The sequence below is a fragment of the Streptomyces cinnabarinus genome, assembly GCF_027270315.1.
In the GTDB taxonomy this organism is placed as follows: domain Bacteria; phylum Actinomycetota; class Actinomycetes; order Streptomycetales; family Streptomycetaceae; genus Streptomyces; species Streptomyces cinnabarinus.
Genome location: NZ_CP114413.1, coordinates 7,422,335 through 7,438,570, shown reverse-complemented (window position 1 = coordinate 7,438,570; position 16,236 = coordinate 7,422,335). Strand labels below are relative to the sequence as shown.

Sequence of the window (16,236 nt, the reverse complement as noted above, 5' to 3'; positions counted from 1 at the left end):
CTCTTTTCTCAGGTCAGGCGCTCGTCCCGTACCGCACGCGATGACACATGGCCGGAATCTCGCCCGAGGTGAGCCTCGGCAGCACCTCCGGCAACTCCTCGAACTCACATTCCCCGGTGACCAGGGCGTCGAGCGCCGGGTCCGCGAGCAGTTCCAGGGCGAGGGCCAGCCGGTCGGCGTAACTGCGGGAGGCGCGGCGCGGGGAGACGGTGCCGACCTGGCTGCTACGGAGGGTGAGCCGCCGCGAATGGAACGCCTCGCCGAGCGGCACGCTCACCTGCCGGTCGCCGTACCAGCTCAGTTCGACGACCGTGCCTTCGGCGCGCAGCAGTTCGAGGGAGCGGGCGAGGCCCTGCTCGGTCGCGCTGGCGTGCACGACGAGGTCGCAGTCGCCCAGCGCGTCCCGCGGCAGCGCGAAGTCGGCACCGAGCGCCTCCGCGGTCTTCGCGCGCGCCGGATCGGCGTCGACCAGTTGCAGCCGTACGCCCGGGAAGCGGGCCAGCAGCGCGGCCACCGAGCAGCCGACCATGCCGCCGCCGACCACCGCGATCCGGTCGCCGACCAGGGGCGCCGCGTCCCAGAGGGCGTTGACGGCGGTCTCCACGGTGCCGGCGAGGACGGCCCGTTCGGCGGGCACGTTCGCGGGTACCCGGGTGACCGCGCTGACCGGGACGACGTAGCGCGTCTGGTGCGGGTAGAGGCAGAAGACGGTGTCGCCGACGAGGTCGGCGGGGCCCTCCTCGACGACTCCGACGCTCAGGTAGCCGTACTTCACGGGTGCCGGGAAGTCGCCCTCCTGGAAGGGCGCCCGCATCGCCGCGTGCTGGCTCTCGGGGACTCCGCCGCGGAAGACGAGGGTCTCGGTGCCGCGGCTGACACCGGAGTACAGGGCGCGGACCAGCACCTCGCCCTCCGAGGGGGCCGGCAGCGAAACCTCCCTGATCTCTCCTTCACCCGGACTGCTGAGCCAGAACGCGCGAGCGGGTGGCTTCATCCGCATCCTCCTGAACGAACGGGAAGTGGTTCACGTACCGAGGTGTGCACAGGCCGCGCACAGTACGCGGCGTTGATCGACTCTGTCACACGGCCGGAGGATGTTCGGTGGCCCTGAACAACACTTACGACGCGAGGCTGGTCCAGCAGGAGACCGCCCTCGGAGCGGGCGTCCAGATCCTGGTGCTGGCGCTGCTCGGCACGGCGATCGGCATGGGGCCCGCGGGCTGGCTCACCGGACTGGCCTTCGCCGTCGCCACCTGGGCGGTGCTCTCCCGCGCCCTGCACCGCTCACGGCTGCGTTCCTTCGGCCCCGCCAACCGGGTGACCCTGGGCCGTTCCATCCTGGTCGGCGGAGTCACCGCGCTGGTCGCTGACTCCTTCCAGAGCCCGCCGCCGCTGACGCTGCTGGTCGGTCTGACGGCCGTGGCCCTGATCCTCGACGGCGTCGACGGCAAGGTCGCCCGCCGCACCGGCACCTCGACCGCGCTCGGCGCCCGCTTCGACATGGAGGTCGACGCGTTCCTGATCCTGGTGCTCAGCGTCTACGTCTCCATGGCGCACGGCCCCTGGGTCCTGCTGATCGGCGGCATGCGCTACGGCTTCGTCGCCGCGGCCCGCGTCTGGCCGTGGCTGAACGCGCCCCTGCCGCCGAGCACGGCCCGCAAGACCGTGGCCGCGCTCCAGGGCGTGTTCCTGCTGCTCGCGGCCTCGGGTCTGCTGCCGCACCTCGCGGAGTTCGGGGTCGTCGCGACCGCACTGACCACGCTGGTGTGGTCCTTCGGACGGGATGTGCTGTGGCTGCGGCGGACGTCGCGGGTTCAGCAGGAGGTCGTGGAGACGGAGGAATTGGTCGCGGTCTGACGCGGGGGCAGGGCAGCTTCAGGCCCGCTTCTCCGTCCGACGCGGCAGCAGCATCAGCGCCGCCAGGGGTACGGCGGCCAGGGCCAGCCACGGTACGGCCCCCGGGAGCCCGCTGTTCAGCAGGGCGCCGCTCGCCGCACTGCCGACCAGCACGATCAGCCCGGACCCGGAGGACAGCGCGCCGGTGTACAGACCGAGCCGCCCCTCGTCGGCGAGGTCCGGCACCCAGGCCCGCGCGGCCGGCGCCACGAGCATCTGGCCGAGCGTGAGCAGGACGACGAATCCGGCCGCCGGCAGCAGACCCGCGGTGCGCCACGCGGCCACCAGGGCGAACCCGCCCGCAATGAGCAGCAGCCCGGCGCCCATGGACCGGCGCGGGGCGAGCCGCTCGCCCACCCAGCGGGTGACGGGCAATTGGGCGGTCACCACCAACAGCGACGACAGCGCGAAGAGCCAGGCCAGCGGCGCCTGCGAACCGGCCACCCGCTCCACTTCGGCGGGCAGCGCCAGGTAGAGCTGGTTGTAGGCGAGCAGATATGCGCCGTACGCGCAGCACAGGGCGAGGAAGCGCCGGTTGCGCAGCAACGGGCCGATGCCGCCCCGGACCCGGACACGTGGGCGCCCGGGGATGTGCTGCGGCAGCAGCCAGGCGTGTCCGGCGAGGACGAGCACGAAGATCCCGGCGCCGCCCAGGCACACCGCGCGGTAGTCGACCGAGAGCAGCAGCGCGCCGAGCAGCGGCCCGACGAACGCCCCGGCCTGCCCGGCCACCGTGAGCAGCGCGAGCACCCGGGTCCGTGAACCGCCCGCCCGCTCATGGACGACGGCCTGCCGGGCGACCTCGGACTCCACGGCGGGCGAGAACAGCGCGGCGGCGAACCCGATGAGGAGGACGGCGCCGATGACGGTCCAGGTCCGCTCGGCGAACGCCAGCCAGGCGAACCCGGCGATCCGCAGCGCGCAGCCCGCGAGGACGACGGGACGGATGCCGTACCGGTCGGCGAGCGCGCCGCCCACCACGAACAGCCCCTGCTGGCTGAAGGTCCGCAGTCCGAGCACGAACCCGACCAGCCAGCCCGCCATGCCGATGTCCTGTCCGAGGTGCTGGGAGAGGAAGGGCAGGACGGCGAAGAAGCCGAGGTTGAAGGCGAGCTGGGTGAGGAGGAGCAGGCGGACGAGCGGGGGGAGGCGGACCCTTGCGGGTGCGGTGGTCATGAGCCGGCCCGGACGCGCCGCTTGGGCAGCCGTACTCCTCCCGCCGCCGTGACCGCCAGCGCGCCGAGCAGGGCCAGGAGGGCGGCGGGGGCGAGGACGGCCCAGGGGGCGCGTTCGGCGTAGGGCTGGTTCTCGGCGAGCAGCAGGCCCCATTCGGGGGACGGCGGCTGGGCGCCGAGGCCGAGGAAGGCGAGCGAGGCCAGGGACAGGGCGATGCCGGGCAGGCGCAGCAGGGCGTGACGGGTGACGGGCGGCAGGATCGCGGGCAGGAGTTCGTGCCGCAGCAGGTAGCCGGGTCCCGCACCCAGCGCGCGGGTGGCGGTCACATGGAGGGCGGCGCGTTCCTGGCGCAGCAGCGCGGAGGTGTGCGCGGCGAGCGGCGCCCAGGCCACGGCCGCGACGGCCAGTGCCGGGGTGGCGGCACCGCTGCCGGCCACCGCCGTGACGAGCAGGGCGACCAGGACCGGCGGAAGCGCGGTGACGGTGTCCACGAGCGGCCCCGAGAACCGGGGCGCGAGTCCGAGCAGCACGCCGGCGACCAGGGCGACCGCCCCGACCGTGACGGCGAGGAGCAGGGTGTCGAGAGCGCCGTGGGCGACCCGGGCGAGCAGGTCGCGGCCGAGGGCGTCGGTGCCGAACGGGTGGGAGCGGGAGGGTGGTCGGAGCCGGGCGCCGGTGTCGACGGCGAAGGGGTCACGGGGCAGGCCGAGGGCGATGACGCCGAGCAGGAGCCCGGCGTGGAGGAGAGGTTGGGGGCTTCGGGCGGGGGTGGTGGGGCCGTGCGGGGTGGGCAGGACGCCGTCGCGGAGGGCGGGTCCGGTGAGCAGGTGGGTGCCGAGGTGGGCGAGTCCGGCGGCCGCCGCGGCGAGCAGGACGAGCAGGAGGGTGCCCGCCTGGAGAACGGGCAGGTCCTGGGCGAGGGCCGCCTGGAGGGTCGTGCGGCCGAGGCCGGGGATGTCGAAGATCTGCTCGACCGCGACCGCACCGCCGGTCAGTCCGACCACGAACAGGCCGGTGTTGGGCAGCAGTCCGGGCAGGCTGCGGCGCAGCGCCTGGCGGGCGATCGTACGGCGGGGCAGTCCGCGGGCGGCCGCGGCCCGCGCCCAGGGTTCGGCGAAGGCGCCGGGCAGCAGGTCGTCGAGGAGCCGCCCGAGGACCGCGCCCGCGGGCAGGCCGAGGGCGAGCGCGGGCAGGACGGTCCAGCGGGGTCCGTACCAGCCGAGGGCGGGAAGCCAGCCGAGCTGGACGCCGACGACGGTGGCGAGCACGGTGGCGGTGAGGAACTCGGGCAGTGCGGCGAGCACGGCGGAACCGGTGCCCCCGGCGCGTCGGCCGCGGGCACCAGGGCGGAGGGTGCGGGCGCAGATCAGCGCGGCGGTGACGGCGGCGACGACCAGGGCGACGCCCATCAGCAGCAGGGAGACGCCGAGGGCCCGGAGCACCTCGGGCCCGACCTCTCCGCCGCTGAGCCAGGAGGTGCCGAGGTCGCCGCGGAACAGCCCGCCCAGCCAGTCGCCGAGCAGGTGGAACGGGCCCGCGTCGAGACCGAGTCGGCCTCTGATGTCCGCGAGCGCCTCCGGCGTGGGGTCGCGGTCCGCTGAGCGGGCCTTGAGCACGGTGCGGGCGGGGTCGGTGTGCGAGACCCAGGGAAGCAGGCCGATGGCGGTGATGAGGGCCACCGCGATACCGGCCCGCCACAGGATCGAGGACGTGCGCCGGCCCACCGGTCAGCGCCGGGTGCCGGTGCCGACGAGGGCGCGCTCGTACGGGTCGAGGAGGGCGCCGCGCACCGGGGCGGCGACGCCGGTGACGATCCGCTGGTGGACCAGGGGGATCACGGCGTCGGTGCCGAGGATCCGGGCCTCGGCGGCCATCGCCGCGTCCTGCCGCGCGGCGGTGTCGCCGGCGTCCTCGGCCTTCGCCACGGCCCGGTCGACGTCCCGGTCGCAGAGCTGGGCGAGGTTGTAGCCGCCGTCACACGTGTAGTCACTGGCGAGCACGGAGACGGGATCGCCCGTGTCGACAAGGGTGTTGCGCGCCAGCACGAAGGCGTCGAACTCGCCGTCGAGCGCGTCGCTCTCCAGGCGTGAGTACTCGCGTACCTGGAGGGTGACGTCGAACCCGGCTTTCTCCAGCTGCTGTTCGAGCGCCTGGGCGACCTCGGGGAGTTCGGGCCGGTTGTCGTAGGTGGCGAGGGTGATCCGGGTGCCGTCCGGGTCATCGGCCGCGGTCCGCCCGACGGGCCGGGTCCGCTTGCCCTCGGCCCAGGTGACGGCGGGCCCGTAGATCCCGGTTCCGGCGTCGGCGTACCCCTCGTACACGTCCTCGGCGAGCACGGAGGTGTCGGCGGCCTCCCGTACGGCGGCCCGCAGCCCGGCGTCCTTGAACGGCCCGGACTCGGAGTTGAGCAGCAGGCTGGTGGTCCGGGTGGTCTCGGTGGCCTCCAGGACGTCCTTGTCGAGGGAGGCGGCGTGGGCGACGGGGACCGCCTCGGCGAGGTCGACCTGCCCGGTGCGCAGGGCGTTGGTGCGGGCGGTGCCGTCGGGGATGAACTTCACGTCGATGCCGGGCGCCTGGGCCCGGCCGCCCCAGTAGTCGTCGTACCGGTCGAGCGTGACCGCGGTGCTGCCCATGACCTTGGTCAGCTCGAACGGCCCGGTGGCGGTGCCGACCAGATCGACGCGGGCCTCGGCGTCGTAGGCCCTTGCGGAGAGCACGGCCAGCGAGGGGCTGGACAGCCGTAGCGGCAGCACAGGGTCGGGATCCTCGGTGGTGATCCGTACGTCGCCCTCCCCCGCGGCCTTCGCGGTGAGCCCGACTCCGGCCAGGGCGGCGGGGGCGGGCCTGGCCTCGGTGGCCCGGGTCAGCGAGGCGGCCACGGCGGCGGGCGTGACGGCGGAGGCGTCCTGGAAGGTGGCCTCCCGCAGACGGAACACCCAACTGCGCTCCCCCTCCCGCCGCCAGGACACGGCGAGCGCCGGGGCCGCGGCCCCGTTGGCGTCGAGCGAGGTCAGCCCTTCGGTGACGCCGAGGCGGCTGAGGATGGTGGCATCGGCGCCGTAGGGCGACAGGTTCTCGGCGGGCGGGAACGCGAGCGCGACCCGTAGCCGGGAGCCCCCGGAGGCGTCGCCCGTGGCGTCACCGGAGGCGGCGAAGCACCCGGTGAGCAAGGAAGCGGACAGCAGCGCGGCAGCAGAAAGACGAACTCGGCGCACGGTGTGGCTACCGCCCCATCGGTATCTCGAAGTGAACAATCCCCTGCCCGCCGCCGGGGTCCTCCCGCTCGTCGTGCACGACCTTCCCCAGGGACCGCCAGAACGCCTCGGCCCCCTCGACAGCGGGGTCGGTGTGCAAATAGACGGCCCGATACCCCCCGTCCGCCACGGCGAACTCCGTCAACTCCCGCACCAGCCGCCGCGCGAGCCCGCGCCGCCGGTGGTCGGGCCGCACATAGATCCGCCGCAACTGGGCGGTCGCGCCGGAGGGATACCGCTCGGCGACGTGCGCCGGATTGGGCGGCGCCTGCGGCCCGCGCGCGTCCAGCGCCCCGGTGGCGACGATCTCTCCGCTCCCTGCCGCCACGGCAACGAGCAGGGCATGCCGCGCAGGTACCACGTAGGCCCCCACCGGATCCACGATGTCCTCGTGCCATCGCGGCACATACCCGCTGCCGAAGTCCCGGTAGACGGTGTCCAGCATCACGGCCCGAACACCTCCGACGTTCTCCGGCCCGGCCGCCCTGATGTCGTAGTCATGCACTTGCACATCATATGCAATAGAGCCGGTGGCATGATCACCCGCCCTGCCCGCGCGGGAGGTGTGGCCCACATCACTCGCATCGAGTGCAGCGTCACAGGGGCGTCAGGGCCTTCTCACAGGTGTAGGTGACCGGCGACAGGCGGGGGACGTGGATGCAACGGGCTCGGGACGGTGAGTTCGACGCCTTTGTGGCGGCCCGGTGGTCCGGGCTGCTCCATCTCGCCCGGCTGCTCACCGGAGGGGACCGGCACCGGGCCGAGGATCTGGTGCAGGAGTCCCTGGTCAAGCTGTGGTCCGTGTGGGCGAAGGTCGGCGAGGAGGCGCCCGAGGCCTACGTCCGTCGGGTCATGGCACGCGCCGCCGCGAAGTCGGCACGGCGCCGGTGGTGGGGTGAGCGCCCGGTCGAGCAGGTGCCCGAACTGGCCGTCCCCGGCGACATGTCCACCGCCGTCGCCGAGCGCTCACGGCTGGAGAACGCGCTCGCGCAGCTGACGCCCAGGCAGCGCGCGGCCGTCGTACTCCGCTACTACCAGGACCTGCCCGACCGGCAGGTCGCCGAAGTACTGGGCTGCCCGGTGGGCACCGCCCGCTCGCACGCCTCACGCGGGGTCGCCCGCCTGCGGCAACTGCTGTCCGACGTCATCGAGCCGGTGGGGTGAGGAGGAAACCATGGACCACTTCGAGACGAAGGACCACTTCGAAGAGCAGCTCGCCCATCTGATGCGCTCCTCCCAGGAGTACGCCCCCTTCGAGCCCCGGCACCGGGCCCGGCTCCACGAAGCGGTACGGATCCGGCGCCGGTTGCGCGCCGCCCGTACCGCCGCCGGATCGGTGCTCGCGGTGGGCGTGCTGGCCCTCGCGCTGGCGCTGCGGCCCGACGGCACCCAACAGGTGGAGCCCAGCTCTCCCGCGCCCGCGCCGACCACGAGCCCGACGACCTCCGTGTCCGGCCCCTTGCCGACCTCGGAGCCGCCGACGTCCGTCGACACGTCCACGGCGACGCCCACCGACACCTACACCGACGCCCCCGTGTCGACGTCACCCCCGGTCACCCAGTCGGAGTCGGAGTCGCTGCCCCCGCCGGAGACCTCGATCACCCCCTGAACCCCCGCGCCTCCTCACCACCCGCCGAGGGCTGCCCCAGCACGCTTCACGGCAGAGCACAGACAAGGACGAACAGTGACACAACCATGGACGCGACGGGAGGACGTCGAGACACGGCGACCGATAGCCCTCGACTCCCGCGAACCCGTTCTGGACCTCGTCGTCCCCGTCTTCAACGAGGAGGCGGACCTGGAACGCAGTGTGCGAACGCTCCACGCCCACCTGCGCACCGGCTTCCCGTACCCCTTCCGCATCACCGTCGCCGACAACGCCAGCACGGACGCCACACCCCGGATCGCCGCCCGCCTCGCCCATGAGCTGCCGGAGACACGGTGGCTGCGGCTGGAGGAGAAGGGACGGGGCCGGGCCCTGCGGGCGGCCTGGTCGCAGTCGTCGGCGCCGGTTCTGGCGTACGTCGATGTCGATCTGTCGACCGAACTGGCCGCGCTGCTGCCGCTGGTGGCGCCCCTGATTTCCGGGCATTCCGACCTCGCCATCGGGACCCGGCTGGCGCCCGGGTCGCGGGTGGTCCGCGGGCCCCGGCGGGAGTTCCTCTCCCGCGGCTACAACACCCTGCTCCGCTCCACGCTGGCCGTCGGGTTCTCCGACGCGCAGTGCGGGTTCAAGGCGGTGCGGCGCGAGGTCGCGGAGCGGCTGGTGCCGCTGGTGCGGGACGAGGAGTGGTTCTTCGACACCGAACTGCTCGTGATCGCCGAGCGGGCCGGGCTGCGCATCCACGAGGTGCCGGTCGACTGGGTGGACGACCCGGACAGCCGGGTCGACATCCGGGCCACCGTCCTCGCCGACCTGCGCGGCATCGCCCGCATCGGTACGGCCCTGGCCCGCGGCACCCTGCCGTCCGACGCCGCCCGCCAACGGCTGCTCCCCCAGCTTCTGCGGTTCGGCCTGGTCGGCGCCGTCAGCACCGTCGCCCACCTCCTGCTGTACGCCGCCCTGCGCCCGGCGATCGGAGCGCAGGCGGCCAACGCGCTGGCGCTGCTGGTGTGCGCCGTCGCGAACACGGCCGCGAACCGCCGGTTCGCCTTCGGGGTGCGCGGCCGGGACGGGGCGCTGCGCCATCAGGCCCGTGGTCTGCTGGTCTTCGCCCTGGGACTGACGCTCACCGCCGGAGCGCTGGCCGCGCTGCACCTCATGGCGCCCGACGCCGCACCGCGCACCGAACTCGCCGTGCTCGTCGCCGCCAACCTCACCGCGACCCTGCTGCGGTTCCTGCTGCTGCGCGCCTGGGTGTTCCGCACGGGAGCCGCCCGATGAGCGCCACCGTCAGCACCTGGAACGCCCGCCTCTCCGAGGAACCGCCCCCCGAACGCCCCCGGCTGCACCAGGCCGCCGAGCGCTACGGACCCGTCCTCGCCCTCTACGGTGCCCTGAAGCTGATCGGCTTCACCGTCTTCCTCTGGCTGCTGCACTCGGCCGGCGACTTCCGCGAGAAGCACCCCCGCTTCGGCGGCGGCGCCCACCCCTGGGACGTCCTCGCCACCTGGGACGGCTGGTGGTACCGCCAGATCGCGGAACACGGCTACGACCCCGCGCTCGTCCCGGTCCCCGGCGCCACCGGAATGATCACCATCGAGGGCAACTCGGCCGCCTTCTTCCCGCTGTACCCGGCCCTGATGCGCCTGGTCTCGGAGACCACCGGCCTGGGCTCGTACGGCGCCGGCCTGCTCGTCTCCGTCCTCGCGTCGTTCGCCGCGGCCCTCGGGATCTACACGGTCGCCGAACACCTCGGCGGCCGCCGGGCCGGTCTGGCCGCGGCCGGACTGTGGGCGGTGTGGCCGGGCTCGGGCGTGGAGTGGTCGGTCTACTCGGACTCCCTCTACGTCGCCCTCGCCGCCTGGGCCTGCCACGCCATGCTGAGCCGCTCCTGGCTCACCGCCGGTCTCCTCACCTTCCTCGCCGGCCTCAACCGCCCCACCGCGGGCGCCCTGATCGTGGCCCTGGCCGTCGCCGTACTGCTCGCCCTGCGCCACCACCGACAGCAGGAGGGTGTCCTACGGCCCATGCTCGCCCTGGCCGTCGCCCCGCTCGGCCTGATCGGCTATCTGGCCTGGGTCGGACACGAAATGGGCGACTACGGCGGCTACTTCAAGCTCCAGGACGGCGCCTGGGCGCACACCTTCGACTACGGCGCGCAGACCCTGGACATCCTCACCTCGGTCCCGGTCGGCCACTTCGACTATCTCTTCGCCTACCCGTTCGCGGACGTCGTCGGCGTGGGCACGGTCCTGCTCGGCTTCACCATGCTCGGCCTGCTCGTCCGCCAACGCCCACCGGCCGTACTGGTCGTCTACACGGTCCTGACCATGGCCCTGATCCTCGGCAGCCAGCAGATCTTCGCCAACGTCTCGCGCTATCTGCTGCCCGCGTTCCCCCTCTATCTCCCGCTCGCCTTCGCCCTGCGCCGCCTGAGCCCGCTCGCGATGTGCTGGCCCCTCGGCATCGCGGCCGTGGCCTCGGGTTCCTACGCGGGGTATGTGATCTTCGAGCTGGGGGTCCCGTAGGGGGCGGGGTGGCGCCGGAAACGCGAAAGACCCCTCAATGATCAGGGGTCTCAGCTAGTGTCCGAGGGGGGACTTGAACCCCCACGCCCGATAAAGGGCACTAGCACCTCAAGCTAGCGCGTCTGCCATTCCGCCACCCGGACCAGGTGTCTGCCGCCTGGCCGGGGGTGTTCCCCGCGGCGACATGGACAACAATACCAAGCTTTCGGAGCGCCCTTCACCTGCATATCTGTCGGGTGGGAGGGGTGACTGGAGCCATCGGGGACGGACTTCACCAAGGGTGACCGGCGGGTCACCCTTGGCTGTGACCTGCGGCTTCTTACGGCATGAGGTGGTACTCCGGGAAGTTCCCCGGCAGCCTCTCCCCCGCCGGTCCACGCGTCACCGCCCGCACCAGCAGCTCGCCGCCGACGAACGCCCCGCGCCAGGACGCGCCGAATCCGCCGAACAGCTCGTCCCGGTCGCCGCGGGAGCGTGGCTTGCCGTGGCCGACCTTGAAGGCGCGGATCTGCGGGGCGAGCCGGTCGAAGGCGGACCGGTCGTCCGTGGAGAGGGTGGCCACCAGCGCGCCGTTCGAGGCGTTCATGGCGGCCAGCAGCTCGGCCTCGGTGTCGACCAGGACGATGGTGTCGACCGGCCCGAACGGCTCCGCGTGGTGCAGCGGTGAGGACGGCGGCGGGCCCAGGAGCGTGACGGGGTGGACGTAGGCCGAGGTGTCCTGGCCGGGCAGGAAGCGCGCGTCGGACAGGCTGCCGCGGTGCAGCGGCACCGCGCCCCGGTCGACGGCCTCGGCGACCTGGTCGTGCAGCTCCTTGGCCTTGGCCGCGTTGATCACCGGTCCGAAGTCCAGTGCCGGGCAGGGGTCCTCGGGGTGCTCGACGGCCAGCGGGTGACCGACCCTGAGCGTGCGCACCGCCGGGAGGTACGCCGCGAGGAACTCGTCGAACAGCGAGCGTTGGACGACGAAGCGCGGGTACGCCGTGCAGCGCTGTTTGCCGTAGTCGAAGAGCTTGGGCACGACCGCGGTGAGCGCGTCCCAGTCCGTGTAGTTCCAGATACCCCAGGTGTTGAGTCCCTCCTGTTCGAGTACATGTCGTTTGCCGAGGTCGGCGACGGCCGTCGCCACTGCGGCGCCGGTGTCGCGGCCCCCGACGAAGGAGACGCAGCCGATCTCGGGCGCCCGCACCAGCGCCTGGGACAGCTCGCCCCCGCTGCCGCTGACGAGGGTGACGGGTATCCCCTCACGGGCGGCGAGCGCCGAGGCCAGGGTGAGGCAGGCGACGCCGCCGTCGGTCGGGGTCTTGGCGATGACCGCGTTTCCTGCCAATGCCTGTACCAGTACTGCGTGAACGAGCACGCTCATCGGGTAGTTCCAGCTCGCGATGTTGGAAACCGGTCCGTCGAGCGGGGCCCGTCCGGCGAGCATCGGCTCGATGCCGTCGACGTACCAGCGCACTCCGTCGATGGCCCGGTCGACGTCGGCCTGGGCGAGCCGCCAGGGCTTGCCGATCTCCCAGACCAGCAGCAGCGCGAGGAGTTCGCGGTGCTGGGTGAGGGCGTCGAGGGTGGCCGCGACGCGGGCGCGGCGCTCCTCCAGCGGGAGGTGGCGCCAGGCGCGGTGCTGGTCGAGCGAGGCGCGTACGGCCCGGTGGGCGGTGGCCCGGTCCAGGCGGGGCGGGCCCGCTATGGGGCTGCCGTCGACGGGGCTGGTGGCGGGCAGGGCCCGGCCGTCCGCCTGCCAGCTGCCGTTCCACAGGTTGAGGACGCGGTCGTCCCGGAAGGCCTCCGGGGCGACGGTGAGACAGCGCTGCCAGGCGTCGGACCAGGAGGTGCCGCATTTCAGGGTGAGGGTGGTTGTGGTTGCCATGGGTTGCTCCGCTCTCGGTGCACAGTCGGGGGCGGCGGGCGCTGGTGCTTTACGGCTGCTCTTCGAGCCGGGCGAGGACGAGCTTCGCGGTCTCGGTCGGGGTGCTCCCCACCCGTACCCCGGCCGCTTCCAGGGCTTCCTGCTTCGCCGCCGCCGTACCGGAGGAGCCGGAGACGATGGCGCCCGCGTGGCCCATGGTCTTGCCCTCGGGAGCGGTGAATCCGGCGATGTAGCCGACGACGGGCTTGGTGACGTGGTCGCGGATGTACGCGGCCGCGCGTTCCTCGGCGTCGCCGCCGATCTCCCCGATGAGGACGATGAGTTCGGTGTCGGGGTCGTCCTGGAAGGCGGCGAGGCAGTCGATGTGGGTGGTCCCGATGACCGGGTCGCCGCCGATGCCGACACAGGTGGAGAAGCCGATGTCGCGCAGTTCGTACATGAGTTGATAGGTGAGCGTGCCCGACTTGGAGACCAGGCCGATGCGGCCGGGCTTGGTGATGTCGGCCGGGATGATGCCCGCGTTGGACTGGCCCGGGGTGATCAGGCCGGGGCAGTTGGGGCCGATGACACGGGTGCCCTTGTCCTGCGCGTAGGTGGTGAAGGCGACGGAGTCGTGCACGGGGATGCCCTCGGTGATGACGACCGCGAGGCCGATCCCGGCGTCGGCGGCCTCGGTGACGGCCGCCTTGGCGAAGGCGGGCGGTACGAAGAGGACGCTGACGTCCGCGCCGGTCTCCGCGATGCCCTCGGCGACCGAGCCGAAGACCGGGACGGCGCGGTCGTCGAAGTCGACGGTGCGGCCCGCCTTGCGGGGGTTGACGCCGCCGACGACGTTGGTGCCCGCGGCGAGCATGCGCCGGGTGTGCTTCATGCCCTCGCCGCCGGTCATGCCCTGGACGAGGACCTTGCTCTCCTTGGTCAGGTAGATCGCCATGGTGTCCCGTCTCCTTAGGCTGAGGTGGCGAGTTGGGCGGCCTGCCGGGCGGCGCCGTCCATGGTGGTGGCCTGCTGGACCAGCGGGTGGGCGTGCGCGTCGAGGATGGCGCGGCCGCGCGCCGCGTTGTTGCCGTCGAGGCGGACGACGAGCGGTTTGGTCAGCCGGACGGTGTCCAGGGCCTGCACGATGCCGTCGGCGACCGCGTCACAGGCGGTGATCCCGCCGAAGACATTGACGAAGACGGACTTCACGGCCGGGTCGGAGAGGATGACGGACAGCCCGTCGGCCATGATCCGGGCGGAGGCGCCGCCGCCGATGTCGAGGAAGTTGGCGGGGCGGGCACCGCAGCCGGCGACCACGTCGAGCGTCGACATGACCAGGCCGGCGCCGTTGCCGATGATGCCGACCTCGCCGTCGAGCTTGACGTAGTTGAGGCCCTTGGCCGCGGCGGCCGCCTCCAGCGGGTCGTCGTGCGCGTCCGCCTCCGCGCCCCAACGCGCCTGCCGGAACCCGGCGTTGCCGTCGAGGGTGACCTTGCCGTCGAGGGCGAGGATCTGCCCCTGCGCAGTCCGCACAAGGGGATTGACCTCGACGAGGACGGCGTCCTCCCGGACCAGCACCTCCCACAGCCGTACCAGCACGTCGACGGTCTGCGGGGGAAGTCCGGCCGCGTCCGCGATCTCGCTCGCCTTCGCCGAGGTGACGCCTTCCGCCGGGTCGATGTGGACCCGGGCCACCGCCTCGGGCCTGCTCGCGGCGACCTCCTCGATCTCCATGCCGCCTTCCGCGGAGGCGATGGCGAGGAACCGCCCGGCCGCGCGGTCGAGGACGTAGGAGACGTAGAACTCCGTCTCGATGTCCACGGGTTGGGCCAGCATCACCTTGCCGACGCGGTGGCCCTTGATGTCCATGCCGATGATCTGTCGGGCCGTCAGTTCGGCGGCGGCCGGGTCGGCGGCGAGCTTCACTCCGCCCGCCTTGCCACGTCCGCCCGTCTTCACCTGCGCCTTGACGACGACCCGGCCGCCGAGCCGACGAGCGATCTCGCGCGCCTCCTTGGCGGAGTCCGTGACCTCGGCCCTCGGGACCAAGATGCCGTGTTCCTCGAAGAGTTCCCTTGCCTGGTGCTCGTACAGGTCCATTCCGGCTCCTGACTCAAAAGTGCCGCACGCCCCCTGGACACCACCCACCGGATGCGGGATAACAAGCTTCATACAGTATTCGTCGACTGTATGCAATGTACCGCGAGAGCCGTTCCAACCCCCTACGAAGGGACAGGACTTCGCCATGCCCGACGACACCCAGGACCTCATTTCCGGTGGTCATCTCGTAGCCAAGGCCCTCAAGGCCGAGGGAGTCGATCGCATCTACACCCTGTGCGGCGGCCACATCATCGACATCTACGACGGCTGCGTCGACGAGGGCATCGAGGTCGTCGACGTCCGCCACGAGCAGGTCGCCGCGCACGCCGCCGACGGCTACGCCCGCATCACCGGCAAGCCCGGCTGCGCCGTCGTCACCGCGGGGCCCGGCACGACCGACGCCGTCACCGGCGTCGCCAACGCCTTCCGCGCCGAGTCGCCCATGCTGCTGATCGGCGGCCAGGGCGCCCTCACCCAGCACAAGATGGGGTCCCTCCAGGACCTCCCGCACGTCGACATGATGACGCCGATCACCAAGTTCGCGGCGGCCGTGCCGGACACGGCGCGCGCGGCGGACATGGTGTCCATGGCGTTCCGCGAGTGCTACCACGGCGCGCCCGGACCCTCCTTCCTGGAGATCCCGCGCGACGTCCTGGACGCCAAGGTGCCCGCCGACAAGGCCCGCGTGCCCCGGCCCGGCGCCTACCGCGCCTCGACCCGCTCGGCCGGCGACCCCGAGGCCATCGAGAAGCTCGCCGATCTGCTGGTGCACGCCGAGAAGCCCGCCATCCTGCTGGGCAGCCAGGTGTGGACCACCCGCGGCACCGAGGCGGCCATCGAGCTCGTCCGCACCCTCAACATCCCGGCGTACATGAACGGCGCCGGACGCGGCACCCTGCCGCCCGGCGACCCGCACCACTTCCAGCTGTCGCGCCGCTACGCCTTCTCCGGCGCCGACGTCATCGTCATCGTCGGCACGCCCTTCGACTTCCGCATGGGCTACGGAAAGCGGCTGTCGCCGGACGCGACGGTCGTCCAGATCGATCTGGACTACCGGACCGTCGGCAAGAACCGCGACATCGACCTCGGCATCGTCGGGGACGCCGGTCTGGTGCTGAAGGCGGTGACCGAGGCCGCCTCCGGGCGCCTCAACGGCGGTGCCTCCAAGCGCAAGGAGTGGCTGGACGAGCTGCGCTCGGCCGAACAGACCGCGATCGAGAAGCGGCTGCCGCACCTGCGCTCCGACGCCTCCCCGATCCACCCCTACCGGCTGGTCAGCGAGATCAACGACTTCCTCACCGAGGACTCCCTCTACATCGGCGACGGCGGCGACATCGTCACCTTCTCCGGCCAGGTGGTGCAGCCCAAGTCGCCCGGCCACTGGATGGACCCGGGTCCGCTCGGCACCCTCGGCGTCGGCGTCCCCTTCGTGCTCGCGGCCAAGCAGGCCCGGCCGGACAAGGAGGTGGTCGCCCTCTTCGGCGACGGCGCCTTCTCCCTCACCGGCTGGGACTTCGAGACCCTCGTCCGCTACGACCTGCCCTTCGTCGGCATCGTCGGCAACAACTCCTCGATGAACCAGATCCGTTACGGCCAGAAGGCCAAGTACGGCGAGGCCCGCGAGCGCGTCGGCAACACCCTCGGCGATGTCCACTACGACAAGTTCGCGCAGATGCTGGGCGGTTACGGCGAGGAGGTCCGCGACCCCGCCGACATCGGCCCCGCCCTCCGCCGCGCCCGCGAGTCGGGGAAGCCCTCGCTGATCAACGTCTGGGTCGACCCGGACGCGTACGCCCCCGGAACCATGAACCAGACCATGTACAAGTGAGGTGA

14 protein-coding genes and 1 tRNA gene are annotated in these 16,236 nt (G+C 72.5%); 6 read left to right on the top strand and 9 right to left on the bottom strand.

Annotation, left to right across the window (positions count from 1 at the left end; genetic code table 11):
- Positions 1-13: 13 nt before the first annotated feature.
- Positions 14-994: a zinc-dependent alcohol dehydrogenase gene (locus STRCI_RS33570; RefSeq protein ID WP_269662720.1), complete on the bottom strand. Its 981-nt coding sequence runs from the start codon at positions 992-994 to the stop codon at positions 14-16.
- 107 nt (positions 995-1,101) lie between these two features.
- Between STRCI_RS33570 and STRCI_RS33565 the strand changes: the two genes are divergently transcribed.
- Positions 1,102-1,857 carry a CDP-alcohol phosphatidyltransferase family protein gene (locus STRCI_RS33565; protein WP_269662719.1) on the top strand — a complete coding sequence of 252 codons (756 nt, stop codon included), beginning with the start codon at positions 1,102-1,104 and terminating at the stop codon, positions 1,855-1,857.
- A gap of 18 nt (positions 1,858-1,875) precedes the next feature.
- Here the strand turns inward: STRCI_RS33565 and STRCI_RS33560 are convergent, their stop codons facing one another.
- From STRCI_RS33560 to STRCI_RS33545, 4 genes are read right to left on the bottom strand one after another with little or no spacing between them, the layout of a single operon-like run.
- Positions 1,876-3,072 (bottom strand): MDR family MFS transporter, encoded by a 1,197-nt coding sequence (locus STRCI_RS33560; RefSeq protein ID WP_269662718.1) that lies wholly within the window; start codon positions 3,070-3,072, stop codon positions 1,876-1,878.
- Positions 3,069-4,796 (bottom strand): ABC transporter permease subunit, encoded by a 1,728-nt coding sequence (locus STRCI_RS33555; protein ID WP_269662717.1) that lies wholly within the window; start codon positions 4,794-4,796, stop codon positions 3,069-3,071. Before STRCI_RS33555 ends, STRCI_RS33560 begins: the two co-directional genes overlap by 4 nt.
- 3 nt (positions 4,797-4,799) lie before the next feature.
- Complete coding sequence (locus tag STRCI_RS33550) at positions 4,800-6,287, bottom strand: ABC transporter substrate-binding protein (protein WP_269662716.1); 1,488 nt, start codon at positions 6,285-6,287, stop codon at positions 4,800-4,802.
- A 7-nt stretch (positions 6,288-6,294) separates the two neighbouring features.
- On the bottom strand, positions 6,295-6,831 hold the full coding sequence (locus STRCI_RS33545; protein WP_269662715.1) for a GNAT family N-acetyltransferase: 537 nt from the start codon (positions 6,829-6,831) through the stop codon (positions 6,295-6,297).
- 152 nt (positions 6,832-6,983) lie between these two features.
- On the opposite strand from STRCI_RS33545, the gene STRCI_RS33540 reads away from it, so the two are divergent.
- From STRCI_RS33540 to STRCI_RS33525, 4 genes are all read left to right on the top strand, one after another.
- Positions 6,984-7,490, top strand: coding sequence for a SigE family RNA polymerase sigma factor (locus STRCI_RS33540; protein WP_269662714.1), 507 nt, complete (start codon positions 6,984-6,986; stop codon positions 7,488-7,490).
- Positions 7,491-7,500: 10 nt separating this feature from the next.
- Positions 7,501-7,935, top strand: a complete 435-nt coding sequence (locus STRCI_RS33535) for a hypothetical protein (RefSeq protein WP_269662713.1) — start codon at positions 7,501-7,503, stop codon at positions 7,933-7,935.
- A 75-nt stretch (positions 7,936-8,010) separates the two neighbouring features.
- On the top strand, positions 8,011-9,210 hold the full coding sequence (locus tag STRCI_RS33530) for a bifunctional glycosyltransferase family 2/GtrA family protein (protein WP_418953399.1): 1,200 nt from the start codon (positions 8,011-8,013) through the stop codon (positions 9,208-9,210).
- Positions 9,207-10,457, top strand: a complete 1,251-nt coding sequence (locus STRCI_RS33525; RefSeq protein WP_269662712.1) for a glycosyltransferase family 39 protein — start codon at positions 9,207-9,209, stop codon at positions 10,455-10,457. Before STRCI_RS33530 ends, STRCI_RS33525 begins: the two co-directional genes overlap by 4 nt.
- Before the next feature lie 58 nt (positions 10,458-10,515).
- Here STRCI_RS33525 and STRCI_RS33520 read toward each other — a convergent pair.
- The 4 genes from STRCI_RS33520 to sucC form a co-directional block, all read right to left on the bottom strand.
- Positions 10,516-10,600, bottom strand: a tRNA-Leu gene (locus tag STRCI_RS33520).
- A gap of 176 nt (positions 10,601-10,776) precedes the next feature.
- Positions 10,777-12,324 carry an aldehyde dehydrogenase family protein gene (locus tag STRCI_RS33515; RefSeq protein ID WP_269662711.1) on the bottom strand — a complete coding sequence of 516 codons (1,548 nt, stop codon included), beginning with the start codon at positions 12,322-12,324 and terminating at the stop codon, positions 10,777-10,779.
- Between the two features lie 49 nt (positions 12,325-12,373).
- Positions 12,374-13,258, bottom strand: coding sequence for a succinate--CoA ligase subunit alpha (gene sucD, locus STRCI_RS33510; RefSeq protein WP_269662710.1), 885 nt, complete (start codon positions 13,256-13,258; stop codon positions 12,374-12,376).
- A 14-nt stretch (positions 13,259-13,272) separates the two neighbouring features.
- A complete protein-coding gene (sucC, locus tag STRCI_RS33505; protein WP_269662709.1) occupies positions 13,273-14,403 on the bottom strand; it encodes an ADP-forming succinate--CoA ligase subunit beta in 1,131 nt (376 codons plus the stop codon).
- Between the two features lie 145 nt (positions 14,404-14,548).
- Here sucC and STRCI_RS33500 point away from each other — a divergent pair, with 145 nt between their 5' ends.
- Positions 14,549-16,231: a thiamine pyrophosphate-binding protein gene (locus STRCI_RS33500; RefSeq protein ID WP_269662708.1), complete on the top strand. Its 1,683-nt coding sequence runs from the start codon at positions 14,549-14,551 to the stop codon at positions 16,229-16,231.
- The last annotated feature ends 5 nt before the right edge of the window (positions 16,232-16,236 follow it).

Bases quoted from the DNA above. Each gene is read 5' to 3' on its own strand.
- STRCI_RS33570 (WP_269662720.1), bottom strand. From the start codon at position 994: ATGAAGCCACCCGCTCGCGCGTTCTGGCTCAGCAGTCCGGGTGAAGGA.
- STRCI_RS33560 (WP_269662718.1), bottom strand. From the start codon at position 3,072: ATGACCACCGCACCCGCAAGGGTCCGCCTCCCCCCGCTCGTCCGCCTG.
- STRCI_RS33540 (WP_269662714.1), top strand. From the start codon at position 6,984: ATGCAACGGGCTCGGGACGGTGAGTTCGACGCCTTTGTGGCGGCCCGG.
- STRCI_RS33535 (WP_269662713.1), top strand. From the start codon at position 7,501: ATGGACCACTTCGAGACGAAGGACCACTTCGAAGAGCAGCTCGCCCAT.
- STRCI_RS33525 (WP_269662712.1), top strand. From the start codon at position 9,207: ATGAGCGCCACCGTCAGCACCTGGAACGCCCGCCTCTCCGAGGAACCG.
- STRCI_RS33515 (WP_269662711.1), bottom strand. From the start codon at position 12,324: ATGGCAACCACAACCACCCTCACCCTGAAATGCGGCACCTCCTGGTCC.
- sucD (WP_269662710.1), bottom strand. From the start codon at position 13,258: ATGGCGATCTACCTGACCAAGGAGAGCAAGGTCCTCGTCCAGGGCATG.
- sucC (WP_269662709.1), bottom strand. From the start codon at position 14,403: ATGGACCTGTACGAGCACCAGGCAAGGGAACTCTTCGAGGAACACGGC.
- STRCI_RS33500 (WP_269662708.1), top strand. From the start codon at position 14,549: ATGCCCGACGACACCCAGGACCTCATTTCCGGTGGTCATCTCGTAGCC.